Annotated in this window: 26 protein-coding genes and 1 pseudogene; 21 read left to right on the forward strand and 6 right to left on the reverse strand. The window is 46.7% G+C overall.

Features of this window, described 5'->3' with window-relative positions:
* Nucleotides 1-768: 768 nt before the first annotated feature.
* The 7 genes from rlmN to spoVM all read left to right on the forward strand — a co-directional run bounded on the left by rlmN (nucleotide 769) and on the right by spoVM (nucleotide 6,973).
* Complete coding sequence (gene rlmN, locus G519_RS0129615; RefSeq protein ID WP_029197747.1) at nucleotides 769-1,836, forward strand: 23S rRNA (adenine(2503)-C(2))-methyltransferase RlmN; 1,068 nt, start codon at nucleotides 769-771, stop codon at nucleotides 1,834-1,836.
* A 15-nt stretch (nucleotides 1,837-1,851) separates the two neighbouring features.
* Entirely contained in the window at nucleotides 1,852-2,616 is a 765-nt protein-coding gene (locus tag G519_RS0129620; protein ID WP_029197748.1) for a Stp1/IreP family PP2C-type Ser/Thr phosphatase, read from the forward strand.
* Nucleotides 2,613-4,724: a Stk1 family PASTA domain-containing Ser/Thr kinase gene (gene pknB, locus G519_RS0129625; protein ID WP_029197749.1), complete on the forward strand. Its 2,112-nt coding sequence runs from the start codon at nucleotides 2,613-2,615 to the stop codon at nucleotides 4,722-4,724. The genes G519_RS0129620 and pknB overlap by 4 nt, the downstream gene beginning before the upstream one ends.
* On the forward strand, nucleotides 4,724-5,653 hold the full coding sequence (gene rsgA, locus G519_RS0129630; protein ID WP_029197750.1) for a ribosome small subunit-dependent GTPase A: 930 nt from the start codon (nucleotides 4,724-4,726) through the stop codon (nucleotides 5,651-5,653). The genes pknB and rsgA overlap by 1 nt, the downstream gene beginning before the upstream one ends.
* Before the next feature lie 5 nt (nucleotides 5,654-5,658).
* Complete coding sequence (gene rpe, locus G519_RS0129635) at nucleotides 5,659-6,309, forward strand: ribulose-phosphate 3-epimerase (RefSeq protein WP_029197751.1); 651 nt, start codon at nucleotides 5,659-5,661, stop codon at nucleotides 6,307-6,309.
* Between the two features lie 18 nt (nucleotides 6,310-6,327).
* A complete protein-coding gene (locus G519_RS0129640) occupies nucleotides 6,328-6,573 on the forward strand; it encodes a hypothetical protein (protein WP_029197752.1) in 246 nt (81 codons plus the stop codon).
* A gap of 319 nt (nucleotides 6,574-6,892) precedes the next feature.
* Nucleotides 6,893-6,973, forward strand: a complete 81-nt coding sequence (spoVM, locus tag G519_RS45200; protein ID WP_036634233.1) for a stage V sporulation protein SpoVM — start codon at nucleotides 6,893-6,895, stop codon at nucleotides 6,971-6,973.
* 99 nt (nucleotides 6,974-7,072) lie between these two features.
* Here the strand turns inward: spoVM and rpmB are convergent, their stop codons facing one another.
* Nucleotides 7,073-7,261, reverse strand: coding sequence for a 50S ribosomal protein L28 (gene rpmB / locus G519_RS0129650; RefSeq protein WP_029197753.1), 189 nt, complete (start codon nucleotides 7,259-7,261; stop codon nucleotides 7,073-7,075).
* 347 nt (nucleotides 7,262-7,608) lie between these two features.
* Here rpmB and G519_RS0129655 point away from each other — a divergent pair, with 347 nt between their 5' ends.
* The 4 genes from G519_RS0129655 to recG are packed head-to-tail and all read left to right on the forward strand — an operon-like array spanning nucleotide 7,609 to nucleotide 12,687.
* Nucleotides 7,609-7,968, forward strand: a complete 360-nt coding sequence (locus G519_RS0129655; RefSeq protein ID WP_029197754.1) for an Asp23/Gls24 family envelope stress response protein — start codon at nucleotides 7,609-7,611, stop codon at nucleotides 7,966-7,968.
* 29 nt (nucleotides 7,969-7,997) lie between these two features.
* The gene (locus tag G519_RS0129660) at nucleotides 7,998-9,731 is read left to right on the forward strand and encodes a DAK2 domain-containing protein (protein ID WP_029197755.1); all 1,734 of its coding nucleotides are present in this window, start codon (nucleotides 7,998-8,000) and stop codon (nucleotides 9,729-9,731) included.
* A 49-nt stretch (nucleotides 9,732-9,780) separates the two neighbouring features.
* A complete protein-coding gene (locus G519_RS0129665; protein WP_029197756.1) occupies nucleotides 9,781-10,638 on the forward strand; it encodes a DegV family protein in 858 nt (285 codons plus the stop codon).
* 3 nt (nucleotides 10,639-10,641) lie between these two features.
* Nucleotides 10,642-12,687, forward strand: a complete 2,046-nt coding sequence (gene recG / locus G519_RS0129670) for an ATP-dependent DNA helicase RecG (protein WP_029197757.1) — start codon at nucleotides 10,642-10,644, stop codon at nucleotides 12,685-12,687.
* A gap of 77 nt (nucleotides 12,688-12,764) precedes the next feature.
* Here recG and G519_RS0129675 read toward each other — a convergent pair whose 3' ends face one another.
* The gene (locus G519_RS0129675; protein WP_029197758.1) at nucleotides 12,765-13,580 is read right to left on the reverse strand and encodes a helix-turn-helix transcriptional regulator; all 816 of its coding nucleotides are present in this window, start codon (nucleotides 13,578-13,580) and stop codon (nucleotides 12,765-12,767) included.
* A gap of 304 nt (nucleotides 13,581-13,884) precedes the next feature.
* On the opposite strand from G519_RS0129675, the gene G519_RS0129680 reads away from it, so the two are divergent.
* The 10 genes from G519_RS0129680 to G519_RS0129725 all read left to right on the forward strand — a co-directional run bounded on the left by G519_RS0129680 (nucleotide 13,885) and on the right by G519_RS0129725 (nucleotide 21,967).
* A complete protein-coding gene (locus tag G519_RS0129680; RefSeq protein ID WP_127528146.1) occupies nucleotides 13,885-15,204 on the forward strand; it encodes an alpha-L-fucosidase in 1,320 nt (439 codons plus the stop codon).
* 96 nt (nucleotides 15,205-15,300) lie between these two features.
* Nucleotides 15,301-15,567, forward strand: a complete 267-nt coding sequence (locus tag G519_RS0129685) for a DUF1294 domain-containing protein (protein WP_029197760.1) — start codon at nucleotides 15,301-15,303, stop codon at nucleotides 15,565-15,567.
* Between the two features lie 203 nt (nucleotides 15,568-15,770).
* Entirely contained in the window at nucleotides 15,771-16,148 is a 378-nt protein-coding gene (locus G519_RS45205; RefSeq protein ID WP_051253817.1) for a hypothetical protein, read from the forward strand.
* The gene (locus G519_RS50615) at nucleotides 16,145-16,300 is read left to right on the forward strand and encodes a hypothetical protein (protein WP_154669628.1); all 156 of its coding nucleotides are present in this window, start codon (nucleotides 16,145-16,147) and stop codon (nucleotides 16,298-16,300) included. The genes G519_RS45205 and G519_RS50615 overlap by 4 nt, the downstream gene beginning before the upstream one ends.
* A complete protein-coding gene (locus G519_RS0129700) occupies nucleotides 16,293-17,549 on the forward strand; it encodes a DNA polymerase IV (RefSeq protein WP_029197761.1) in 1,257 nt (418 codons plus the stop codon). The genes G519_RS50615 and G519_RS0129700 overlap by 8 nt, the downstream gene beginning before the upstream one ends.
* Complete coding sequence (locus G519_RS0129705) at nucleotides 17,546-18,016, forward strand: hypothetical protein (RefSeq protein ID WP_029197762.1); 471 nt, start codon at nucleotides 17,546-17,548, stop codon at nucleotides 18,014-18,016. Before G519_RS0129700 ends, G519_RS0129705 begins: the two co-directional genes overlap by 4 nt.
* Nucleotides 18,017-18,233: 217 nt before the next feature.
* Nucleotides 18,234-18,914, forward strand: a complete 681-nt coding sequence (locus G519_RS0129710) for an SOS response-associated peptidase (protein ID WP_029197763.1) — start codon at nucleotides 18,234-18,236, stop codon at nucleotides 18,912-18,914.
* Between the two features lie 36 nt (nucleotides 18,915-18,950).
* Nucleotides 18,951-20,114, forward strand: coding sequence for a metallophosphoesterase (locus G519_RS0129715; protein ID WP_029197764.1), 1,164 nt, complete (start codon nucleotides 18,951-18,953; stop codon nucleotides 20,112-20,114).
* Nucleotides 20,115-20,118: 4 nt separating this feature from the next.
* Nucleotides 20,119-20,682 (forward strand): hypothetical protein, encoded by a 564-nt coding sequence (locus tag G519_RS0129720; RefSeq protein ID WP_029197765.1) that lies wholly within the window; start codon nucleotides 20,119-20,121, stop codon nucleotides 20,680-20,682.
* Between the two features lie 145 nt (nucleotides 20,683-20,827).
* Nucleotides 20,828-21,967 carry a CobW family GTP-binding protein gene (locus G519_RS0129725; protein WP_029197766.1) on the forward strand — a complete coding sequence of 380 codons (1,140 nt, stop codon included), beginning with the start codon at nucleotides 20,828-20,830 and terminating at the stop codon, nucleotides 21,965-21,967.
* A 659-nt stretch (nucleotides 21,968-22,626) separates the two neighbouring features.
* On the opposite strand, the gene G519_RS0129730 is transcribed toward G519_RS0129725, so the two are convergent.
* The 4 genes and pseudogenes from G519_RS0129730 to G519_RS0129740 form a co-directional block, all read right to left on the reverse strand.
* Nucleotides 22,627-23,301 (reverse strand): hypothetical protein, encoded by a 675-nt coding sequence (locus tag G519_RS0129730; RefSeq protein WP_051253818.1) that lies wholly within the window; start codon nucleotides 23,299-23,301, stop codon nucleotides 22,627-22,629.
* Between the two features lie 36 nt (nucleotides 23,302-23,337).
* Nucleotides 23,338-23,523: pseudogene (locus tag G519_RS53740) on the reverse strand (transposase); the annotation flags it as partial.
* 617 nt (nucleotides 23,524-24,140) lie between these two features.
* Complete coding sequence (locus G519_RS0129735; protein ID WP_029197768.1) at nucleotides 24,141-25,169, reverse strand: TIGR03943 family putative permease subunit; 1,029 nt, start codon at nucleotides 25,167-25,169, stop codon at nucleotides 24,141-24,143.
* 26 nt (nucleotides 25,170-25,195) lie between these two features.
* Nucleotides 25,196-26,215, reverse strand: coding sequence for a permease (locus tag G519_RS0129740; protein WP_029197769.1), 1,020 nt, complete (start codon nucleotides 26,213-26,215; stop codon nucleotides 25,196-25,198).
* Nucleotides 26,216-26,245: the final 30 nt, after the last annotated feature.

Below are 26,245 nucleotides of genomic sequence, written 5' to 3' on the forward strand. Positions count from 1 at the left end.
CCCTGGACAACGCTAAAGTTATTGCGAATCTATTTCTATGATAGCTGGTCTAACTTTGTAAATGCTGTCTTTCGCCCGCCAAGTAGAACTTCAAAGGGTCGACAGAAGACGAGCAAGACAAAAGAACGGCTAAGTTCACAGCGCATCATAGTGAGAGAATAGCGGAGACACAAGAATAAAATGTAAATTAATGGTAAAAACGCGTCATTTTCTGTAGTCTTTACTTTTTTGGCTTGTACCCAGAAAAACAAAATGGTAATAAATACAATATATTTAAGTAATTGTATTTATACGTGAAGACTTACTGATCATGTCAGCTATTTTGCATCGGTAATGTATTTTCTACAACAATTCACACGCCAAAAGGCTATTTTGCATCTTGAAGTTGCATATCGTACAACATTTTGAGCACATTTGTTGCTAAATGCTTTATATTGGGCAAAATTGTTGTACATTCTGCAACATCGAAGGGAAATAGGCGAGATTTAGGCAGCAATTGTTGCATTTTTTACAACATCATTCTACCGCGTTTAGGGCTTCATTCATCCGGCAACCTCAAGTGAGCCTAAATGTAGATGATACCGATATATGACACCATTATGTAGAACAAAATTGGATGAATAAATCGACGGTCTCGGTTACTCAGCCAGGTAAATGCCTAGCGTCCGCAGCTGCTAACCACGGGGACGTGTGTTCGTTCCCGCTTTGTGATAAAATAACATACGATTAGCAAAAAATCAGGACAAATAACAACAGGTTGTGATAAATGTGGGAAATAAGCCTTATGAGAAAGATAAACCGTTTGTATATGATTTGAATTGGGACGAATGGCAGAGCTGGGTGAAAGAGAACGGCGAGTCTTCTTTTCGTGCTGGGCAAATTTTCGATTGGCTTTATATTAAGCGGGTATTCAGCTTCGATGAGATGTCGAACTTGCCGAAGTCGCTGCGTGACAAACTGAAGGATCAGTTTGAGTTCGTTACGCTTTCCGAAATTGCCAAGTATCAGTCGCAGGACGGTACGGTCAAGTTTTTATTTGAATTGGAAGACAAGAATGCCATTGAAACAGTTGTCATGAAGCACAACTACGGCAACAGTATTTGCGTAACAACGCAGGTAGGGTGTCGTGTAGGTTGCACGTTCTGTGCATCTACGTTGGGCGGATTGAAGCGGGATTTGAGACCGGGCGAGATTGTGGCCCAAGTTGTTAAAGCTCAGAAATTGCTGGATGAGACAGAGGAACGCATCTCTTCGATCGTTATTATGGGTATTGGCGAGCCTTTTGAAAATTATGAAGCGACAATGAATTTCCTTCGTGTCATGATTCACCCCAAAGGTTTGAACATCGGACAGCGCCATATCACGGTTTCGACGAGTGGTATTGTGCCAAACATTTATAAGTTCGCCGATGAGAATTTGCAAGTCAATCTGGCGATTTCTATTCATGCGCCGAATGATACGCTCAGATCCAAGCTAATGCCGGTCAATCGGAGATTTCCTTTCGTCGACTTAATCGAAGCTTGTAAGTATTACATCGCCAAAACCGGCAGACGAATTACATTTGAATATGCCCTTATGGGGGAAGTGAATGACCAGCCAGAACATGCAGAGGAACTCGCGCAAGTGCTGAAGGATATGCCCCTTAGCCACGTGAACCTGATTCCTGTGAATTTCGTGGCCGAACGGGATTTCAAACGTACGCCTAGGGATGATATTTTCACCTTCCAACGTATTCTGGAGAAGGGCAAAATTAATGCCACCATACGTCGTGAACAAGGTAGTGACATTGCTGCTGCCTGCGGACAATTGCGCGCAAAGCATATGGAGAACAAGTAATGAGGTGAAATCCGGATGAAGATGGTAAGCCGTACCGATATTGGCAAAGTCCGCTTAGTGAATGAGGACCGAGCCGCCATCCATCATAATCTCAATGGCCTATCTTTGGCTATTGTGGCTGATGGTATGGGGGGACATCAAGCTGGTGATATCGCCAGCCAAATGGCCATCGAAATGATTGCAGATCAGCTGCAATCGATCCATTGGGGAATGTCTGTTGAAGCTTGTAAGCAAGTGCTGAAGGAAGCCATTGAAAAGGCGAATGAGAAAATTTATGAATTCGCCTCAGGACAAGAAAGTTATCATGGTATGGGCACGACGGTTGTTGCTATTATTGCTTCGCAAGAGCTTCTTATCATTGGACATATCGGTGACAGTCGCGCTTACAAGATCACCGGTGAATCGATCACACAACTAACGGAAGATCATTCTCTGGTGTATGAGCTTGTGAAGAACGGGCAGATTACGATCGAAGAGGCCGACCATCACCCTAGACGTAACTGGATTACTCGTGCACTAGGCACAGAGCCGGGCGTAGAGGTAGATCTCTATGAGTACGCGTGGCGTCCGGGTGATATCGTTCTGATCTGTACGGATGGTTTAAGCGGATTGGTGGATTCCAGCGATATTCTACGAATAGTCAAATCGCATGAACGTATGGAAGATGCAGCGGAACAGTTGATTCAAAGCGCGCTTGATGAAGGTGGAGACGATAATGTAACGGTCGTTTTACTTGCGCACGATCATGATTCGGACGAAAAAAGGGGTGATGGGAATTGATCGGTAGAAAGCTTGGAGGCCGCTATGAAATCTTAGATCGCATTGGCGGAGGCGGCATGGCTTTAGTCTACAAAGGGCATGATCTATTATTAAATCGTAAAGTGGCTGTGAAAGTACTGCGCTCGCAGTATGTGCACGATGAAGAATTCATTCGTCGTTTCCGTAGAGAAGCTCAAGCAGCCGCTTCCCTTTCTCATCCTAATGTCGTCAGTATTTATGACGTCGGACAAGAAGAAGACGTGCATTACATTGTGATGGAGTACATAGAAGGCACAACTTTGAATGATTTAATCAAAGAGAGGGCACCGTTGCAGGTCGAAGATGCGGTTCACTATGCGAGTCAAATCGCAGATGCCCTCGATCACGCCCACCATAATGAAATCATTCATCGGGATATCAAACCGCACAATATTTTGATCGGCAAAAACGGCCGTGTGAAAGTGACGGATTTTGGTATCGCGCGAGCTGCCACGTCTTCCACCATCACACAAACCGGATCGGTTGTCGGTTCTGTGCACTATTTCTCACCGGAACATGCCAAAGGGACGAATACAGGGGAGAAATCCGATTTGTATTCCCTTGGCATCGTGATGTATCAAATGCTGACAGCCCGGCTGCCTTTTCTCGGTGAGAGCCCGATTTCTGTGGCTTTGAAGCATTTGCAGGAAGATGTGGAAGATCCGCGTAAGGTGAACCCTCTCATTCCGCAAAGCGTGGAAAACATTATTTTGAAAGCCATGCGCAAAAAGCCAGAGGAACGCTACCAGTCTGCGAAGTTAATGATGGCAGATCTCGATACTTGTTTGAATCCGGATCGCCGGAATGAAGCAAAGGTCGTTTTCTGGGATGCGGATGGGATGGATGAAGAGCGTACCTTAGTGATGCCTGCGATTCGAGCAGACCAACTCGGACAGTTCGAGGATGATGATGATGAGCCCGAGAAACCTGCCTGGCGGGAAGAGCCAGCTCCTTCCAAAGGGAAAGGGTGGGTTAAGCCGCTCATTTGGATTGTCGTTTTGTTAATGGTGCTCGGGGCTATGTGGTATTTGGTCGGGTACGTGAAAGGGATGTTCGCGATTGAAACGGTCGAGGTTCCCAATGTAGCAGGAAAACCGTTAATTCAAGCTCAAGCTGAATTGACGGCGGTTAAATTGGGCTCTACCGTTGAATATGATTTGGACAGCAAGCTGGCTAAAGATATTGTCATTCGTCAAGATCCTACAGGAATGAGAATGAATGTAGGCACCAAAGTGACGCTGTATGTTAGTAAAGGTACGCCTAAAATCAAGATGGATAATTATGCAGGGCAACCATTTAAGGATGTTAAGCTGAAGCTGCAAGCTCTAGGCATCAAGGATGAGCAGATTACGATTACACAAGAGACGTCGGATGGTACGCCTGATATCATTTTGAAGCAATCCCCTCTGGCTGGCGAAGAGTTTGAGCTTGACAAAGCGGTCATTGCATTTACCGTAAGCAAAGCCAAAGAAACGTTCAAAATGCCGGATCTCGTCGGAATGACGGAAGCTGATGCTAAGGCCCAACTCACAAAGCTGAATCTTAAGCTCCCTGTGAATGGCATAACCCGTGAGAAAAGCTACAAAGTCGCGAAAGGGAAGGTTGTCAAACAGTTTCCTTTTGAGAAAAACCAGGATGTATCCGTTGGCTCGGAGATTTCTTTGATCATTAGTGACGGATTGCCGGAGGATGCCGGACAGCTTACGGTAAGTATTGCTGTGAAGCCGACGACGGAGGGCAAGGATTCCGAGTTCAAAATTGTCGTAAGTGATGCCCAGTATGAGAACTTCGAATACAAAACAGAAAAAGTATCGAAGCCTCAGAATTTGGATGTCAAAGTCATTGTTTCTCCAGATAAGAAAGCGGTCATTTTGATTAAAGAAGGAGATAACTTGGTCAACTCCATTACTCGCACATATCAAGACTACTTGGATCAAAAAAATGGAAAGACCGTATCGCCAAGTCCTTCCACGTCACCATCGCCTTCGCCTAAACAGCAGAGCAATGGACCGGCTATTCCGGTTGGCGGCACTGGAAACGGGCAAACAGGCGGCACTGGCTCTAAACCACCTGCTGGAGGCACACCTTAATGCCCCAAGGATACATCGTAAAAGCGCTGAGCGGCTATTATTATGTGTTGCCCGAGGAGGCGGATCTTCGTGAAGCCAAGACGGTTACCTGCCGCGGGAGAGGCGTTTTCAAAAACAGAAACATAACTCCCCTTGTTGGAGATCGCGTTATGTACGCGGAAACGGAGAATGGGGAAGGGACTGTTACTGAAATCCTTCCCCGCACTTCGGAGCTCATACGACCTCCAATCGCCAATGTAAACGTGGTTGTACTCGTTTTTTCGGTGACAGAGCCTGTTCTTAATTTGCAGTTGTTAGATAAATTTCTGGTCCATATTGAAAATACGGGCATCGATGTTCTGCTATGTTTCACGAAAAGTGATTTATTGACAGAAGATGACGAGGCTTCCGTTCCCAAAGACATGACGGTTGCCGAGCTCGAGCGGATTACGAAGCTCTATGAGGGAATCGGTTATACCGTCGTGAAGACGAGTTCTAAGCTGCAAGAAGGCGTGGATGCGATTCTGCATCATCTGGACGGAGCAGTCAGTGTTTTTGCTGGACAATCCGGTGTGGGTAAGTCTTCTCTGCTTAACGCCATGATAAGCGGTCTTAATCTGGAAACGAATGCCATTTCTCAGCGATTAGGCAGAGGGAAGCATACAACTCGTCATGTTGAGCTGATGCCGCTCACGAATGGTGGCCTTGTAGCCGATACACCGGGATTCAGCCAGTTAGACTTTATGGAAGTCGAAGCGGAAGGTCTTAGCGGCTGCTTTAAGGAGTTTGCCGCGATAGCGGAGGGCTGCAGGTTCAGAGGCTGTTTGCATCTGCATGAGCCGGATTGCAAGGTTCGTGATGCGGTAGCCGAGGGGACGATTGCAGCTTCTCGCTATGATCATTACTTGTTGTTTTTAACTGAAATCAAGGATCGGAAGAGGAGGTATTAGGACGGATGGTACATGTAGCACCTTCTATTTTATCAGCCAACTTCGCTAAGCTTGGGGAAGAGATTAAGGAAGCGGAGCTTGGCGGAGCGGACTGGATCCATGTGGATGTCATGGACGGCCATTTCGTGCCCAATATCACAATTGGTCCACTTGTTGTTGAAGCAATACGCCCAGTGACCAAGCTGCCTCTTGATGTTCATTTGATGATTGAGCAGCCAGATCGCTATATCCCTGATTTTGTCAAAGCGGGTGCTGATTTGATATCCGTCCATGTGGAAGCTTGTACGCATCTGCATCGGACACTTCATCTTATTAAGCAAAGCGGGGTCAAAGCGGGAGTTGTACTGAATCCTGCAACCCCGATTTCGCTCATTGAACATGTCCTTGATGAACAGCTGGATCTTGTGCTTATTATGACGGTCAATCCTGGATTCGGCGGACAAGCTTTCATTCCTGGCATGCTGAGCAAAATTCGCGCCCTTCGTGAGCAAGCAAATGCGAAGGGGCTGAACGGGCTTCATATTGAAGTAGACGGCGGTATTAACGAGGTGACAGCCCGCCAGGTGGTGGAAGCTGGAGCCGATGTGTTGGTTGCCGGAAATGCTGTGTTCGGGCAGTCCGATCGTGCGGAGGCTATCAGGCGGATACGCGGGTAGAGGGGGAACGAAAGGACGATGAGATTTCTCTGGTTGTTGATGTACAGTCTGCTTTGCGCAGTCCTATTAGCGTGTTTTTCAAATATACACGATATCTCGAAGTATATATTCTCGCTTGGCGCCCTATATGTAGGGATGCGATTCTTCCGCCGGTTTGAGCAAATCGGGTTTCGTATTTGGTTCATCGTTATTTCTGTTCTTCTTTATTTTATTTTCAGTTTAATTTATGCGCTTTACACGCAGCTGGGTATAACTGCCCCCTAGCCGCATACATATAGTTACAAGAGCAAAGTGCTCTTGTAGCTTTTTTTGTTTTCTGGAAGCGAATTGATGGGAGAAAGTAAAATAGAAGGTACTTTTTCACTATCGGGGCATATACTGTTGTAACGATGCTAAGGAGCAGTCATGCAGCCAGTGAAGCTTACGACATAAGTTTTCTCCGAAAACTCTAAGCCATTGCTCACGAAGTCAGTTCTCTGACGCAAAGTATAAGCTGATGCTTATTTAATCCGTTTTCTGGCGAAAACTTTAAGCTGATGCTTATGAGTCAGTTTGCTGACAAAACTCTAAGGAGGGGTAGAGAATGAAGTTCTACACAATCAAACTACCAAGATTTTTGGGTGGATTCGTGAAAGCCGTACTTAATACGTTTAGTAAAAACTAGGCTAACACTTACTTACTCCATTCCCCAGAAATGCAAAAAAAGCACCGATAAGGTGCTTTTTGTCTTTCAAATAGAAAGTGTAAGTATGCGCAGCTACAATTAAACGCGAGCCACTTTTCCGGATTTCAACGCACGAGTACTTACGTAAACCCGTTTTGGTTTGCCATCAACGAGGATGCGAACCTTTTGAACGTTAACTCCCCAAGTACGCTTGTTTTTATTGTTAGCGTGGGACACGTGATTTCCTGAAGAAGGACTTTTACCTGTAATGAAACATTTGCGGGACATGTTTGACACCTCCTTGGGCAGTATACAAAGCAGCCTGGGTGGCAAGCCTAAGCTTGACATGACAGCTTTCCATAATTTTAGACATTGTTAGGTTTGTTGCGATTCATGATATAACCAGCAAAAACACACTTAAATATAATAGCATAGCAAAAGGAGCCTAGTCAACGAATTACCTGCACTTTTGCCGTTTATTTATTCAGTATGTTATAGTACAATGAAGATTAGCCCATATTCCAAGTACATAAGTAATTGACTGATAAAGAGTCGAATTTGCTAAAGCAAAGCAGGAAAGGGAATACTTACAAAGTTAGTCTTGCTAAAGCGAAACTTGAAGGAGTTGTTAGATAATGCCAATTGAACTCACAACTGAGTACGGAAAAGTGTTTATTACCAATGAAGTGATTTCAACACTGGCGGGATCCGCTGCGTTAGATTGTTATGGACTTGTTGGCATGGCAACGAGAAAGCAACTGAAAGACGGGATAGCTGAACTGCTAGGACGGGACAATTTAAGCCGCGGTGTTGAAGTTCGTCGTGAAAACGGGCGACTCGAAATTGATCTTTATATTATTGTCAGCTATGGAACGAAAATATCCGTAGTCGCAGGCAATGTCCAAACGAAAGTCAAATATATTTTGAACGACGTTGTAGGGCTTCATGTGGACGATGTGAACATTTTTGTTCAAGGCGTTCGTGTAGCCAAGTAAAAGCCCGATAACCAGGAAGGGGAATCACTTTGAGTAAGCGCTTTATTTCAATAAATGGAAATGACTTCACTGCCATGGTCTTGGCGGGTGCGGATAACCTTCGCAGAAATGTAGACAAGGTTAATGGATTGAACGTTTTTCCTGTACCCGACGGAGATACCGGCACCAACATGAATTTGACACTCACTGCGGGTTGTGAGGAACTTAAAAAGAAGCCATCCTCCCATATTGGGAAAGCAGCTGATGCATTGTCCAAAGGGTTACTGATGGGCGCAAGAGGCAACTCAGGGGTTATTCTGTCACAGCTGTTTCGCGGATTCGCGAAGCATGTGCATGATCTTGAGCATGTAAATGTACAGCAATTCGCTGGCGCTCTGCAGCAAGGTGTAGAGACAGCTTACAAGGCTGTTGTGAAGCCGGTGGAAGGAACGATTTTGACGGTATCGAAAGAAGCCGCTAAGCATGCCACACAGTATCGACGCGGAAGCGATTTGCTGGATCTCATGCAGGAGGTTCTGAGCAAAGCGAAGGAAGCCCTCGCTAGAACGCCTGAGCAGCTTGCTGTGCTCAAGCAGGTCGGTGTGGTAGATGCAGGTGGACAAGGCCTTGTATGTGTCTATGAAGGCTTTGTCACGGCGCTAAGCGGCGGTCTGGTTCAAGTGAACGATGACTATGCTACGATGGATACAACACTTGGTGCGGTTTCACTCGTTCCCGGCATGAACCTAGCGAAGGAAGTGCACGCACATCTTCCCGCACAGGCACATTTGGCCACGGAAGACATCGAGTTCGGATATTGCACAGAATTTATGCTGACGGTTGCTCCAGGCAAGGTCAAAGGACTTGTTTTCGATGAAGGCACGTTCCGTGATCAACTGAGCAAGTTGGGGGATTCGCTGCTGGTAGTAGCCGACGACGAGTTGGTGAAGGTTCATATTCACGCGGAATACCCGGGTGAAGTGATGAACCAAGCCATGAATTACGGTGCTCTGAGCCGTATCAAAATTGAAAATATGCGCGATCAGCATTCACATATATTGGAAGATATGGCCGAAGGGTACGAAGCTCCTGTTTCTACCACGGCCACAGCTGTAACGCCAAGCAAGCCATATGGTTTCGTTGCGGTTGCTTTAGGTGAGGGCATTACCGATATTTTGTCTAGTGTAGGCGTCGATGTCGTTCTGTCTGGTGGACAAACGATGAACCCAAGCACGGAGGATATTGTGAATGCAGTTAACAGTATTGATGCAGACACCATTTATGTGCTGCCCAACAATTCCAACATTATTTTGGCTGCGCAGCAAGCCAGTGAACTGGTAGACAACAAAACGCTGATTGTGATTCCATCTAAATCGATTCCGCAAGGTCTTGCAGCCATTCTGGCATTCCAAGAGAAGGCGGATGCCCAAACAAATACGGCAGCCATGAGTGAATCGCTTCGACGTGTAAAATCGGGCCAAGTTACTTACGCTGTGCGCGATACGAACATGAACGGTATTGACATTAAGCAGGGCCATTTTATTGGCATCCAAGATGGGCGTATTGTTTCTTCACAACCGAGTCTCCTTGATGCTTGTAAGAAGCTGCTAGAGGAAATGATTGAAGAAAGCAGTGAAATTGTCACTATCCTCACCGGAGAAGATGCCGTCGAGGCAGAGACGGAGGAGCTGGAGTCGTTCATTCAGGCGGCTTATCCCGACATCGAAATTGAGCTTCATCCTGGCGGACAGCCTTTGTATGCGTACCTGTTTTCCGTTGAGTAAAAGAATACCATTAGCAGTGGAGTAAATTCGTGAAATGGAGTGAGCCCTGTTGACAAACATTCGTATTGTGACGGACAGCACGGCCGACATACCTTTGGCACTCAGACAAGAACTTAACATCGAGATGGTGCCTCTCAAGATTCATTTTGGAGATGAAGAATATTTAGATACGGTGACGCTGCAGTCTGAGGAATTTTATCCGAAGCTGACCTCGTCACCGCACTTTCCCCGGACGTCACAGCCTTCTCCTGCGGAGTTTCTGGACTTGTACCAGAGACTGCTGGAAGAGCCTGATACGGAGGTTATCTCGATTCATTTGGCATCCGTGCTGAGCGGAACGTATCAATCAGCGCTGCTGGCTTCCACGATGCTGGAGGACTCGTCAGGCAAGGTTCATGTGTTCGATTCCTGCTCGGCCTCCTATGGGATTGGCGCTCTAGCTGTAGCTGCTGCCCGAGCAGCTAAGGAGGGGCAAAGTGTTGATGAGATTTTAGAGCTTGTACGAACGATGAGAGAGAACTTTTACATATACTTCCTCGTAGATACGCTAGAATTTTTGCAAAAAGGTGGAAGAATCGGCAAAGCATCTGCTCTTTTCGGTTCTCTACTAAACATTAAGCCCATTCTTTCTCTAGATCGAGCGGGCGAAGTAGCGGCAATTGATAAGGTTCGCGGTCACAAAAAAGCGGTTGCGCGAATCTTAGAGCTGTTGGCGGCGGATGTATCGGGTAAGACAATCCGCAGTTTACACATTGCTCATGCAAACAATTTGGAAGGTGCGGAACAGCTGCGCGCGGCCATCATGCAGCAATTTGTTGTGGAGCATGTGGACTACATTACACTGGGACCTGTTATTGGCGCACACGCTGGACCAGGAACCATCGCAGCGTTCGTGAGTACGGTGTAAGAGATGGATCTGAATCAATTTGAAGTACGCGAAGTCCATGGAGTAGGCGCTCAGAAGGCACTTGAGCTCAATTCCATGGGCATTTTTACGGTTATGGATTTACTGGAATATGTGCCGTTCCGATATGAGGATTACACGGTGCGTGATTTAGCTAGTGTGAAGGACGGCGACCGCGTCACGGTGAAGGGTTATATCATCGGAGAGCCGGTGCTGCAGCGCTACAGCGGCAAATCCCGGCTATCCTGCAAGGTGATGGTCGATGAGTTCCTGCTGACGGCGGTGTGGTTCAACCGCCACTTCCTGAAGGATCGCTTGCGGCCGCAGCAGGAGATTATTCTCACCGGCAAATGGGATGGCAAGCGCAGGCAAATGAGCGTGTCCGATTCGGAGTTTCCCGGACAAGGCGATTCCAATACCGGCACCATACAGCCGGTGTATTCGGTTGTAGGCACTGTTACGCAGAAGTGGATGCGTAAGGTTATACAGCAGGCGCTGACGCAGTACAGCGCTATGATCAGTGAAGTGCTGCCGGCTGGCATTACCGGCAGGTATGGGTTTATGCCGCGCAGCAAGGCGCTCGCTGTCATCCACACGCCGAGCGGTGTGGAGGAAGGCAAGCAGGCGCGCAGGCGCATGGTGTATGAGGAGCTGTTCCTATTCCAGCTCAAGCTGCAAGCTTACCGCGCCGTGACGCGCAGCCGCGCGGACGGGCTCCGGCAGCAGGTGGACTTGCCTGCTGTCCGAGCCTTCGTACGCGCGCTGCCTTTCCAGCTGACGGAGTCGCAGAAGAAGGTCGTAGGCGAGCTCCTGCACGATATGCAGGAGCCGTATGCCATGAACCGACTGCTGCAAGGCGATGTCGGTGCGGGGAAGACGATCGTCGCGGCCATAGGCCTCTACGCGACGGTGAAGGCCGGCTACCAAGGCGCGCTGATGGTGCCGACTGAGATTCTGGCTGAGCAGCATATGCGCTCGCTGAGCGGCCTGTACGAGCCCTACGGGCTGCAGGTTGCGCTGCTGACAGGCAGCTCGACCGACCGGCAGCGACGGGATCTGCTGGCCTCCTTGCAGCTGGGCATGATCGACGTGCTAGTTGGCACGCATGCCCTCATTCAAGAGGACGTCTACTTCCGCCAGCTGGGGCTTGTCGTGACGGATGAGCAGCACCGTTTCGGGGTGAACCAGCGCAGCATTCTGCGGCGCAAGGGCATGAACCCCGACGTGCTGACGATGACGGCGACGCCAATACCGCGCACGCTGGCGATTACGGCCTTCGGCGACATGGACGTTTCGACGCTGCGCGAGCTGCCGAAGGGGCGCAAGCCGATTAAGACGTACGCGGTTCAGCACGCGATGCTGGAGCGTGTGCTCGGCTTCATCCAGCGCGAAGTTGCGGCAGGGCGGCAGGCCTATATCATCTGTCCGCTCATCGAAGAGTCGGACAAGCTGGACGTGCAGAATGCCATTGACGTCCACATTCAGCTGCAGCAGCACTTTCCGCATATGCGGATCGGCCTGCTGCACGGGCGAATGAGCGCGCAGGAGAAGGAAGCGATCATGCGCGCATTCAAAGAAGGCACCGTGGAGGCGCTGGTGTCGACGACGGTGATCGAGGTTGGCGTGGACGTGCCGAACGCCACGCTGATGGTGATCTACGACGCCGACCGCTTCGGCCTGTCGCAGCTGCATCAGCTGCGCGGGCGGGTTGGCCGCGGTGAGCACCAGTCCTTCTGCGTGCTCATCGCCGACCCGAAGACCGAGGTCGGCAAGGAGCGCATGAAGGCGATGACCGAAACGACCGACGGCTTCGAGATTGCCCGGCGCGATTTAGAACTGCGCGGGCCGGGGGACTTCTTCGGCACGAAGCAGAGCGGGCTGCCGGAGTTCCGGATCGCCGATATGATGGCGGACTTTGAAGTCATGGAGCAAGCGCGCGATGATGCGGCAGAGCTTGTCGGTGACTCGTCCTTCTGGACGGGCGCCTCCTTCATGCCGCTGAGGGCCTACTTGCAGCGCTCTCATATTTTTGACAGTGAAGTGCTGGATTAACCAGCTGGATAACAAAACAAAACGCTAGGAGGGACTGATGAACGATCAGTCGCTAATCCTAGCGTTTTTTGCTGTTTTTATACTTTGCCCTGCACATTCATCCGGTATTCCGTAGGCGGAAAGCCGGTGTCTTTGCGGAAGCTTTTTGCGAAATGGTTCGTATCCTCATAACCGGTCTGCTCGGCAATTTCTTTCATACTAAGCGACGTGGTCGTGAGTAGAAATTTGGCCATGTCAATGCGCTTGCGCTGCATGTATTTGGCCGGTGGCATGCCAAAGTGCTTTTTAAAATATTTGATTAAGTAATTGGGGTGCAGGTGAACGGATTTGGCCATTTGTTCCACAGTGATGCTCTTATGAAGATTCTGTTGGCCGAGCCGGTCCATTTCATCGGTACGCTTTTGCAGTACCTGTACAGGAACCGCTTCCAAATAGCTGGATATGATTTGCAGCAGGATTGCCTTTTCCCGCAAACGCGAAGTTAGCGACGGTTCATGATGCAAGGCGGCAAGCTCCTGAAACCATGCCGTCATTTGCTCGACGCTCTGAATTTGGATGAACAAAGGAATGTCCAGCCATTGAAAAAGATCAAAGGAACCGATATGCGCTGTGAAATGGCACCAATATTTTAAATAAGGACGATCGCTGATCGTAGAGTAAGAATGGAGCGCATGGGCAGGAAGCAGACATAGCTGACCAGGCACAGGATTAAGCTCTTGATGGTCAACCTTAACCCAGCCTTCGCCTTCCAGAATCCAATACAGCTTATTATGCTCTGGTGTAAAATTAAGCTCCTTCCACGAGGTGGTGCACTGCGTAAGATGGGCTTCCAAAATGTGAATCTGTAGGTTCTGCAGAAGGTCCGATAGGAATGTAATTTGTTGCGAATTCATCATCATGTTCACCTGAGAATGTTAATTATATCCTGATTGAGGTTAGTTTCGTACCTGTCTATTATAGCACAGGCTTGATAGACTAAAGCTGTGAAGTTTAAGAGGTTGTTTAAAAAGTCTACTTTGATAACGAAGTCATTCCTGGAAGCATCTCGGCATCGAATCTTGAACGAAACCGGGAAGTCCGGTACTCACGTAGCAAATCTCTACGCTCCGTTCCTCCTTCTCCGGACTTCGGGAGGGCCTTCTCGGTTCTGAAAGTGGACTTTTTAAACACGCATTTAATTCGAAAGGTGTGTAGCTGATGACAAGCATTCATCCGATTATTCAAGAACGAACAGAGCGTACGCAGTGGTTTCTGCAGGATCGATTCGGTATGTTTATTCATTGGGGATTATACGCGATTCCAGCTAGAGGAGAATGGGTGCGCAGCGTCGAGCGTATTTCGGTAGAGGACTATCAAACGTATTATGATGAATTCGATCCTGTCCGTTATGATCCTAAGGCGTGGGCGCGTGCGGCGAAGCAAGCGGGTATGAAATATGCGGTATTGACAGCCAAGCATCATGACGGGTTTTGTTTATTTGATAGCGCTCTCACAGATTATAAGTCAACGAATACAAGGGCCGGGCGAGATTTGGTTCGCGAATTTATTGAAGCGTTTCGGGCGGAAGGCTTAAAGGTGGGACTCTATTATTCCCTAATCGATTGGCATCATGAGGATTACCCGGCTTATGGGGACCGCATTCATCCGATGCGGAATAATGAGAGCTACGCAAGAAATCCGGAGACGTTCGATCGGTACCTTGCGTATATGCATGGACAAGTAAGGGAGCTGCTGACGAACTATGGCAAACTGGATGTGATGTGGTTTGACTTTTCTTATGATCGCATGAAGGGAGAGACATGGAAAGCAACCGAGCTGATGGCGATGATTCGCTCTCTGCAGCCGCATATCATCGTAGACAATCGATTGGATGCAAGCGGCGAAGAGGGCGGAAGCATTTTCACGGAAAATCCACTCAGCTATTCGGGTGACTTTGCTTCACCTGAACAGATCATTCCACCGCAAGGTGTGACGGATCATGCGGGCAATCCGCTCCCATGGGAAGCTTGTATCACGTTGAATAATAACTGGGGGTACGCAGCCAAGGATCTCCAATTTAAATCCTCAACGACGCTTATCCGTAAGCTCATAGAGTGTGTCAGCAAAAATGGGAATCTGCTCTTGAATGTGGGTCCGAATGCGCTCGGCGAGATTCCGAAGGAGTCGCTGGACATTTTGGCAGAGATCGGCGACTGGGTTCAGAAAAATGGGGACAGCATTTACGGCTGTGGGCAAGCCTACTTACCGAAACCGGAGTGGGGCAGGTATACGCAAAAGGGCAATCTGCTGTATGCCCACGTGTTTGAGGAAAGCGTGGGCCCCATTAACTTGAATGGTTTGGCTGGCAAGGTGAAGAAAGCAAGGCTGCTATCGGACGGTTCCGAGCTCTTTCTAAGCCGTCCTTGGAGCGCCGCTCAGTATCCGGACGATGCGTTCGTTAGTTTCGCTAAACCTGAACACTTCAGCTATCCCCTGCCGGATCAAAGAGCTACGGTTGTGGAGTTGGAGTTGCTCTAAAGAAGGAAATAAATTAACATTTGACCGTGCCCGCATTCGATTTTAAGATGATAGTAGGAAGCTTACTATTTTTTTGGAAACGAAGGTGTATGGAACTTGACTTATTTCCTCTGTTATTTACTGCTGATGAATATCGTTACATTCATAGAAATGGGACATGACAAGGGACAAGCCAAAAAAGGCGGGCGTAGAGTGCCTGAAAAACGTCTTTTTATACTGGCTGCTCTCGGTGGCGGGATTGGCGGGTGGCTCGGTATGCGGGTTTGGCGCCATAAGACGAAACATACCTCATTCGTCATTGGGATACCGCTGCTTGTTGCACTAAATTGTATATGCGTCATTCTGATAGCGATTTATATGTAGCATGATTGATCCTAACAATGCCTTTCACTTGTAAACTATGGTCCATGTGTTTCGATGGACTCAACAAAATGCGCCACTTTCGGGGTTGAAGATGCCCTGTTAAGTGGCTTTTTTTACTTCCAAAAAAATTCACTTGCATAACGAATACGTGTTCGGTATATAATAAATAACACGAATATATGTTCGCATATGGTGGTGGGAATATGAAAGTTAGTTCAAGTTCAAGAATTGAGAAAGAAGAGGATGTTCAAATTATTAAGGAATACACGCTGTTGCCCATATTGCTCGATATGCTAGCAAGGGACATGGAGGAGCTCAAGGTTTATAAAGATAAAATCGTGTACAATCATATTCTTTTTTATCTCAGAGAGGTTGAAATGGCTATTTATCCAGAATTACAAAATATTAAGAGCCAGATGAAGAAACGAGATATGAAAGTTATTCATACCGAAATGAATGCCTTAGGCATTAACGTAGAGTACAAAGTCCGAGGCTACATTCATCATTTCACGATGCTGCGCAGCTTGGTCAAGGCTGAGCTTATGACCACGCTCATGAATATGCGGGGGGGATTGCGGTGAGCAAAGATCGCCACGGCGGGACTAAGCGGCATATACGTGTTGATTACGTAAAAGAGGACATGATTAAAGCATTTTGTTTTACCGCGAAAGAGTCTCGTGTTTTTCGGATCGATCGGATCATGGCCATACAGGAAGTGAAGCGCTATGCCTGAAAGGACGATTTTTCTGGTCGACGGCCAATCATTCTACGCTTCAATCGAAAAGGCCGCTCATCCTGAGCTAAAAGATAAACCGGTAGCCGTAGGCGATCCTTCACGCCGATCAGGCATCATTCTCGCGGCTTGCCCAGTCGCTAAGTTTCATGGAGTAACAACGGCTGAAAGGGTAGGTGAGGCGCTTGCTAAATGCCCGAATTTAAACATCATTCGACCGCGGATGCAAACCTACATTACCATATCCCTATTCATTACTGAGATCTTTGAGTCTTTTACTGATCAGGTTGAGCCGTACAGCATAGATGAACAATTTCTCGATGTTACCGGCTCTACTTCCTGTTTTGGTTCTCCGGAAGAGATCGCACTGCAAATTCAATCTCGCGTGCTGCTATCAACTGGGGTCTGGACTCGCTGCGGAATCGGACCAACAAAAATATTAGCCAAGATGGCAACGGACAATTTCGCGAAAAAAAGGCCTGAAGGTATCTTCAAACTGGGCTTTGACAATATTGAATCTGATTTGTGGCCGCTGCCCGTACACCAAATGTTTATGGTCGCATCGCGAATGACTCGTCATTTTATAAGAATGGGATTAAACACGATTGGTGACATAGCACGATTGGAATTGGCCGATTTCAAACGACGCATGCGTTGGGAGATGGGAAAGCAAAGCGATATTCAAGCGGAGTACTATTGGCAGACGGCGCGGGGCATCGATCCTAGCCCGGTCGTACCAAGTATTCGTAACAAATTGAAATCTATTAGCCATGGTAAGGCGCTGCGAAGCAGCCTTTATCGTAAGCTTGAAGATATTGAGGTTGTGCTTTTAGAGTTGGTCGTGGAGGTCTGCCGCCGCAGCAGGAGACATGGATACATGGGCCATGTGGTGACCGTTGGTGCAGCGGAGACCGATGGGGTACGGTCTACAGGGTTTAGTCGGCAGGTAACACTGCAGCAACCTACGTCGCTCTCTCATGAAGTAGCGGCAGCAGTGCTCGAGATATTTCATAAATATTGGAGTGGAATGCCCGTAAGTCACTTGCATATATCACTCACACAATTGGTGGACGATAGCGTTTACCAGCTTACTCTATTCGAGGATCGTGAGAAAGCATACGCCTTGGAAAAAGCGACTGATGAAATCAAAGATCGATTTGGCAGCGCCGCTATTATGCGGGCATCCTCTTTATTAACGGCCGGAGTAGCACGAGAACGAGCGGGACAGATCGGAGGTCATTACAAATGAGCAAACTAGACGGTAATGAGCGTTGGAAATCAAAGATGCTACTCACCGAACATCAAGAGGAATACGAAAGTCGAAATGATCCCAAAAAAACGTCTCGCCCCACATCAGAGGAGCTCAATATGATTCGTGACTACATCTTACTACCCCACATGCTTACGATGGTACAAAAGAGTGTAGATGACATTAAGAGTAGTCCTAACCTTTTAAAGCAGCTTTATCTAGCAACTGGTCAAGTGGTCATGAACAAAATAAGCAGAGACATGTATGATATACGGCGTGAATTGACTAAGCGTAACATAAAAATCCTCAGTGACGAACATGCGGAAATGGTCGTGTATCACCGTTTTCTATGTCGAGGTTATGAGGATCGTTTTGGGATGACTCGTGATGTTATGCGTTCGGAGATCAGTGTCCAGTTGAAAAAATATATAAAAGAAATTATCGGCCGAGTAGCAGATGAAAAATAACCAGACGATGCGCTTATCATAGCTAAGAAAACGTAGAACGAGAGAACCTCGAGACAATAGCAAGACCAAGACCGTAAGCCCGATGGAGAAATCTTCCTCGGGCTTACGCGAATTGACGTGAGTCATTCTTTTTCTCATAATGGAGGAAGAGTGTTGCAGCAGCTAAAAGAATTAGTTCTCATGTGGGAGAACCGTACAAAGGAGAAGATGTGCACTAATGTGCGGACGCTATACGATCACCGTGACGCTAGAGGAGCTTATGCTTCATTATGATATTTATTACAAATATTCTGGAAGATACAGCCCCAGATATAATGTAGCACCGGGACAGCAAGTCATGGCTATCGTCCATGACGGGGAGAAGAATAAGCTTGGCGAGCTGCGCTGGGGGCTCGTTCCAGAGTGGGCAAAGGACGAGAAGCTAGGCTACCAAATGCTCAATGCACGAGCTGAGACCCTCGCGGAGAAGCCTGCCTTTCGCAAGCCGTTTGAGCGTAAGCGCTGCCTGATTCCGGCAGACTCCTTCTACGATTGGAAAGGGACAGGTAAACATAAGCAGCCTATGCGTATTATGCTGCGCAGCAAGGGCATCTTTAGCATGGCAGGACTATACGACACGTGGAAATCTCCGGATGGCACGCGCATTTCTACATGCACCGTCGTTACAACGGAAGCGAACGAAATGATGGCGGATATTCATGAGCGTATGCCGGTCATTTTGCCGAAGGAGATGGAGGCGGTTTGGTTGGATCGCAGCATCACAAACACCGACAGGTTACGACCATTATTGCAATCGTATCCGGCCGAGCAAATGTTTGCGTACCCAGTGTCGAGCCGAGTGGGCGATGTTCGCAACGACGATGAGCAATGTATAGAACCGTTGAGCCTGCTCATATAAGAGATGGCTTGGAGAACAGAATAGGAGAGTTACAACATGAAAGTACGTATGGCAATAAGCATCACACTGATATTCATTATTGTTTTTGGTGTGAATGGCTACATAGGTTGGCACGGTCAAGTCTTTCTATCCGACCAACTAGGTTCTTGGTTTCATCCAGCACTATACTGGGTTGCCTTCTGGATTATCGCTTTGTCATATCTATTAGCATGGGTAAGCTCGCGGGTGCTGCCTGCTGGCGTGTCCCGACTATTAAAAATTATCGGCTCTTACTGGTTTGCCATCATGCAATTTGGTATTCTGCTGCTGCCATTGACTGATTTGGCGATAGGTGTGTTCCATCTGGCATCTGTTCCTTCAAATACCTACGTTCCGATTCTCGGATGGATAAATGTAGGGATTATACTCATTGCTATTATTCGTGGTTCTTATAATGCACGGAGCCCTGTTATACGCAGATATGACATTGAGGTTCCCAAAAAAGCGGGAGACTGGAAGCAGCTTCGCATCGCAGTAGCCTCCGACATCCATCTGGGCTCAATTGTCGGTAACCGCCATCTGCGTAAGCTTGTAGAGCAAGTCAATGGCTTAAAACCGGACTTGATTCTTTTGCCGGGGGATGTCATTGACGATGATATTAAGCCTTTTATCCGCTACAATATGGGTAAAACAATGCGAGAACTGCAGGCTCCACTAGGTATTTATGCTGTGCTCGGTAATCATGAATACATTGGCGGACATATTCCTGCCTTCGTGGAACAAATGAAGCAGATCGGCATTCGTGTGCTCATGGACGAAACCGTTCATATCAAGGATCGGCTTTACATCGTAGGGAGAAAAGACAAAGCGGCCGAGCGGACGCCCGATGGACGTAAGGCGCTGGTTGCATTGCTGGAGGGCACAGATCGAAGACAGCCTATAATCGTGATGGACCATCAACCTTACCACCTAGACAAAGCAGCTGATGCCGGTGCAGATGTGATGCTATCAGGTCATACACATAGAGGCCAAATGGCGCCTAATCACCTTATAACAGGAAGGCTTTTTGAACTAGATTGGGGCTACTTGCGCAAAGGCAACCTTCATGCTATCGTTTCCTCAGGTTTTGGTACGTGGGGACCGCCCATTCGTCTAGGCAGCCGCTCAGAAATTATAGAACTCACCATTCATTTTAAAAGTAACGATAGAGAAGAGGGTTAAGCACATGCAAGAGGCAGACAGAAAACAAATTACACCAATAGAACTCGCTGCAGCAATGATGCAGTTTACAATGAAAAGCATAGAAAATAGCTGGGATACAATCAAACCGATCGTTGCGGCCTATCTAGAAGATCCCATATTATCGGAGTCTAAAGAAGACGAGTTATTAAGGGAGATCTATATAGCTGCTTTAGCGTTGGAAATTTACTGCATTCCCCATGCTTTCGATGCCGACATCGCACATCTTGTCAGCTTAGGAATGGGGGAAGTGATGGGTTCAGACAATTTGTCTGAGCATCGATTATCGGAATCTATTAGTCAACACTATCTTCCACGTTTGGAAGCAGTCAATGCATCTGCTCCGATGGACCTGGCGCTAGCACTTGTTGAAGAAGCTGCGATAATTCTCTATGATCGACTTGAGCTTCCGCTCAAGCCAACCGATCGGGTAAACAGTCTATTGTGGGTCAAGCTATTTCCCTTTCTTGTCCAACTCGTTGGGAAATGGCCGATCCTGTTTACTAAATTCGAAGTTAAGCAAAATTCCTCTGAAATAAGAGAAATATAATCAAGGAATCAACATTCCCAAGTCTAGGAAAATATTTTATCCCCTTGACTTAAAAGTAATAATTACGAATAATAGAAGAGAAATCAATTATAAGCAGGTTAGAAGCATTCGCTATCATACTGCTTGGGCGGAGGTAGAAATGAGTATGGCAGCACACAAAAGAGTTACCGTGTATGTATTATCCGGGTTCCTCGGGAGCGGCAAAACCACCTTATTAACGAAAGCGATTGATCATTTTACCGAAGCGGGACGTAAACCCGCGGTCATCATGAACGAGATTGGTGAAGTTAACCTGGATGGGCAATTAATTGCCAATGAAGTGCCGATGTCAGAGCTGCTGGGCGGCTGCATTTGTTGTTCAAGTCGAGGTGATCTTGCGACGGCGCTCAAAGAACTTGTAACAGAGGAGCAGCCGGACCTGATTTTCATAGAATCGACAGGCATCGCAAATCCAATGGAAATCATTGATGAAGTAACAGATGCTTCGCTTATACTCCCGGTGGAGCTCAAAGCCGTTATCACCGTAGTGGATGCACCGCAATTGCTGGAGCTAAGCCGGACAAGTCGAGGCAAGACCTACCGGCTTATGCAGGAACAAATCCGTTGTGCGAACTTACTTTTACTGAACAAGGCAGACCTTTTGCAGGAAGCGGCACTTCAGGAAGTAGATGCTCTTGTACGCGAATGGAATCCATATGCATCTGTACACTACACCGTATTCAGCCAAATCGACATGAGACTCATCGAAATACTGGAAGAAGAGCAAGGGCAGGAACAGCACCTTGCCGCAAAACATAATGACAAAAAGAATAACGCGCAGCACAATGTCAACCATCATCATGAAGACCATCATGACGCTGACAGTGCTCATGACATCCAACGTGCCACCCATTCATCAAAAGATCATGACCCACATGAATCCCGTAATAAACTGCATCATGATCATGACCATGATCATGCGCATGACAGTCGCCATCATCATTCTCACAATCATGTGATGGCGTATACGCACTTTTTTGAGCGGGCAGTAGATAGCAACGCATTCGAAGAATTTGTCAGTAAGCTACCGCAAGAGGTATACCGTGCTAAAGGGATTCTCAGTTTTTCAGATACCTCAAGCCGGTTCTTGTTCCAGTATGCCTATCGAGAAATGGATTTCGTCAAAATCACTCCCAAAGGCGATGTGCCAGACGTTGCCGTATTTATCGGAGAGAATTTCTCCAAAGACGCAGTCCGAACAAAATTGCTTAAACTAGAATCCCTTTCCGAAATAGCTGCAAAATAAGCAATGCAATGCCAAAGAGTCCCAGCAACCAAGCTGAGGATTCTTTTTTATATGCAACACACAGGTGGTTGGATATGGCATAAGAGGACACTGTAGCCACTATCCCTTTGGCTCAGTTAGCAAGGGAGTTGAGTGATCAGAGTTACTCGTTACGTGGGTCATGCCTATCCGCTAAAGGGGGACTATAAACACTATCCCTTTGGTTCAGAAAGCAAGGGGGCGGAGTGATTAGTGTTACCTTGTTACGTAGGTCATGCCTATCCGCTAAAGGAGGACTATGATCACTATCCCCTTGGCTCAGAAAGCAGGGGGGCGGAGTGATTAGTGTTACTTGTTACGTGGGTCATGCCTATCCTATAAAGGGGGACTATGATCACTATCCCCTGGGCTCAGGTGCAGTAATCGTCTAAGAAAACACTATGAGTGCTGTCCTAGAACCTCTCACTTACTATGTACGCCTACTCTCCCCATTCTCCATTTGCCTCAGGCTACACTAAAGTAAGGGAGTCGTAATGACAAAAAAATTCCCATCTGTATTCTACTTTTGTGTATCGCCAAAAAAGCCCAGTGAACATTACCTCAAATTGCTTGGAGCTTAGTGCAAAACCAATTAACTTACAGGATAGGATGTTAAAGGATACATTGTTATACTGTTGTTCTTAGGCGCATATAGGCATGTTTTGGGGATTGAAAAAGCTTAACTTGGCATTAGATGCTGTACATAAGTGGGCCAAATGCTGAAAGATGGGTGCTTCACGTAAAGTGAGATTTACCTTAAAGCAAAATTCATCTAGGTAATGTTGTAGATACTTTTGGCCAATGCCATGGAAATTTTTGTTAATAGATTTGCCGGCCTGTAAAGCGAATGCAATGAGAGCGCGAAATCTCTTGGAACTAAACCGTCCAGTAACAAATTCGATGCTGCTTGTATGGGATTCGATATGTTGTTGGGTGAAATCCAATGCTGCGGATCGTTGAAAAAGCTTTTCTTTTATATGTATTTTAGGGACAAGTTTGAGTTTGAAATAGGAAGGATCGCCGTGAATGTCGAGGGAGGAGCCTGCTAGAAGATAGTGCTCCTGTGGATGGTTGCGGAAGTAAGGGTTATACGGTTTTCCATAGACAGCTGAGTTTACTTGGACGATACCTGAGAGTAATGTGCCTCGGTCTGCCGTACTTATGGCGTGACGAATTTTGTGGAGGATAAGCCAAGCTGTTTTGTAGGTGACACTTATAATCTTGGAGAGCGCAACAGCATTCGTGCCCGTGTCCGTACGCGATATCAGAAAAATAGCTGTAAGCCATTTATGTAAAGACGTGCGACTGCCTGCCATTATAGTTCCAGCTGTAAGGGATGTTTGGTGATGGCATTGAAGACATTCATAAAGAGGGAGTCGGCGTGTACTAGTTATATAGGCATGCGGATGCCCACAGTGAGGACAAGAAAAACCGGAGGGCCATTTCGTCGAAAAAAAGTAATCTATACAGGCCTCCTCAGTGGGGAATTGCTGATGAAACTGCTCCAGGGTGCTTGGTAAATAAAAATTCGTCTCCATAATGACACCTCACTCCGATTAAAAAAAGAACATTTGTTCTTATTTCATTATATCGAATGTTTGTTCTTAAATCAACCTTAATTCATACATTTTCTTTTGTTTTTGCAAGTATTAAATTATTAATAAGCCATAGCAAATTAGTAAAATAACAATTAGACAAAAAGTAAGCCGAAAACGGGTACAGGGGTTTATGAAGGTTTCAGGAGATTTTAATGAAAGTCTTTGCGCAAAGAGCTTTTAATCTTACGGTTCGGGTATACGATCAATATGAGGATTATGGTTCATGGTAAGACTTGATTTGAAGAATACAAGGTGGAGGGGATTAAATTATAAATAAATTCGGTCGGATCTGAGCGGCGATTTAGGACAAAGAATTCTGTGGAATATAAAAATAATGAGTGATGGGGATAGCGTCTATATACGAGCTTGAAGTTGATGTGTAGTTGAAGTGATTTCCTTTTTATGGTAAAAATTTCGGGTTTAGGGTGGCGAATAGAGAGTAAGATGTAAGAGTGAGTAGTGAGTAGTGAGTAGTGAGTAAAGGAAAAACCGTCAAGGACATGAAGAGAGGTCCTGACGGTTTTTTGGGTTTGGTTAATGTTAATTGTGCTGACTAACTAATTAAGCGCTTTGAGCGGTTCGAAGTTTGGGTATATATAGGGTGAGTCAGGGGTTGCGGTTTTTTCGATTTGGGTTGCTTTTATGGTGAAGATTTCGTTTCCGTTGTAGCTGCCGTTTTGGATGGTGCCTGTGACTTTGACCCACATGTCTTTCGGGTAGTTTTGAGCGGTCGGGAAGTCAATCATGACTCCGTAAGGGGTGGCATCAGCGGAACAGCAGCTTACAGCAAAACGTCCGACGACGAATTGGCTTTTTGGCATGTTCTCTTCGCGGTAGACGAAGCCGGTAAGTTCGATTTTTTTGCCTATGAAGTTGTTTTTGAAAAGGTCAATGGACGAAAGGATTTCCATGTATATTTCTGGTTTTACGACGATGGTATCTTTTTTGTAAAGGATCATGCCGATTTTGGAAAAATCTTGATCCCACTCGTTATCGGCGTGGAACATCTTTTGGAGCTCGGCATCGGATTTAGCGATTGTTGGAGTCTCGGTACTAGAAGCAGGAACAGGACTGATAGCTGTATTATTGTTCACAGGTGGAACTGTTGAGGAGCTTGGTGCAGCCACAGTTGCCTGGTTGGACGCATTCACTCCTGTTGAGGCGCCTTTATCGGTGACAAGGTCTGTATTTTGTTTGGCTATACTAGATTTTGCAGCAGAGAGATTCATCCCTTTGGCAGTTACCATAGCACTACTTAATGCTGTATTAGGCAGCAGGAAACCTATCAATAACGGCAGAACGAGCAGTCCGTAAGCAACAGTATTGCGTAAGGTTGAGCGAGAAACCGGTTGTTCACATTCGCAAGCAACTGGTTTGCCCCAGTAAGCACGCAGTGCCATATAGCCTTGAAAGCAGGCGATGATGTAAAGGATAACGGAGGCGATTTTGACATAAATCATCATACGCGGAGCTATGTAGTATTGAAGGGCGTCTGTCTTGGTGAGGATTACGATATAGCTGGAAAAACCAAGCAAAATTAACGTGCGAAAGAAATAATGAAAGCTTATTAATCGGACTTCGCTCATGTCAATTCCTCCTAGATTGTATGACTTTAAAAGTTAGAAAAGCGTTCCAAAAGCAATGAACAACCCAGCACGGTGATAAGAATTAATGCCGAAAGCAGGAGTACGAATTTGGATTTGAAAACGGAAAGCATCATAAGTGTGCTTTTGAAATCAAGCATAGGGCCGAGAACCAAGAAAGTAAGTAGTGAACCAGACGTAAATGATGTTTGAAAAGATGAAGCGACAAAAGCGTCTGATGTGGAACATAGGGAAAGAATATAGGCGAAGCCCATCATAAACAAATGGGAACTGATGGGGCCCTGACCAATGGCAAGCAGGCTTTCGCGCTGCATAAAAACTTGAATCAGTGCGGTGAGCAGGGAGCCGAAGACGAGATATTTACCCATTTCAAAAAACTCATCAGAAGCATGAACGAAAAATGTATTTAACTTACTGGATATACCGCCACCCTGGTGCTGATGACCCTCCAACGCTTCTTCACTTGAAAAGTTGGCGCGGCTTATACGCAGCGGATTACTTTTGATAAAACGGTAGAGGATGAGTCCGATTATTATGGCAGCAGCAAAAGCCAGTCCCATGCGGGAATAAGCGATTGCGGGATGATTTCGGAAAGCCATAAATGTAGCCGCGAATACAATAGGGTTAATGATGGGTCCGGTTACGATGAAAACGACTGCGATATAGACGGGCATTCCTTTGAGTATCAGTCTACGAACGACAGGAATCATGCCGCATTCGCACATTGGGAATAGGATGCCTAAAACGCAGGCGAACAGGATGCCAAGAATAGGGTTCTTGGGAATAAAGCGGCGTATGGTTTGTTCGGATACGAATGTTTGGAGCAAGGATGAAAGCAATACACCTAGTAAAATGAAGGGAATGGCTTCTAATAGGATGCTGATGAACAAGGTTTTGAAAGTTTGAATGCGTTCAGTCGTTAGCAGAGACAGTGTAGGCATGTCGTTGTTTAGAAGGATAAGCACAATTAAAAGGAAGCATATGACGGCGATTACATGCATGCTCGCTCGAAACACAGTAGTGGGCATTTGACGAAGACTCCTTAATCATAATTATTA

The sequence above is a fragment of the Paenibacillus alginolyticus DSM 5050 = NBRC 15375 genome, from assembly GCF_000422905.1.
GTDB lineage: Bacteria > Bacillota > Bacilli > Paenibacillales > NBRC-103111 > Paenibacillus_E > Paenibacillus_E alginolyticus.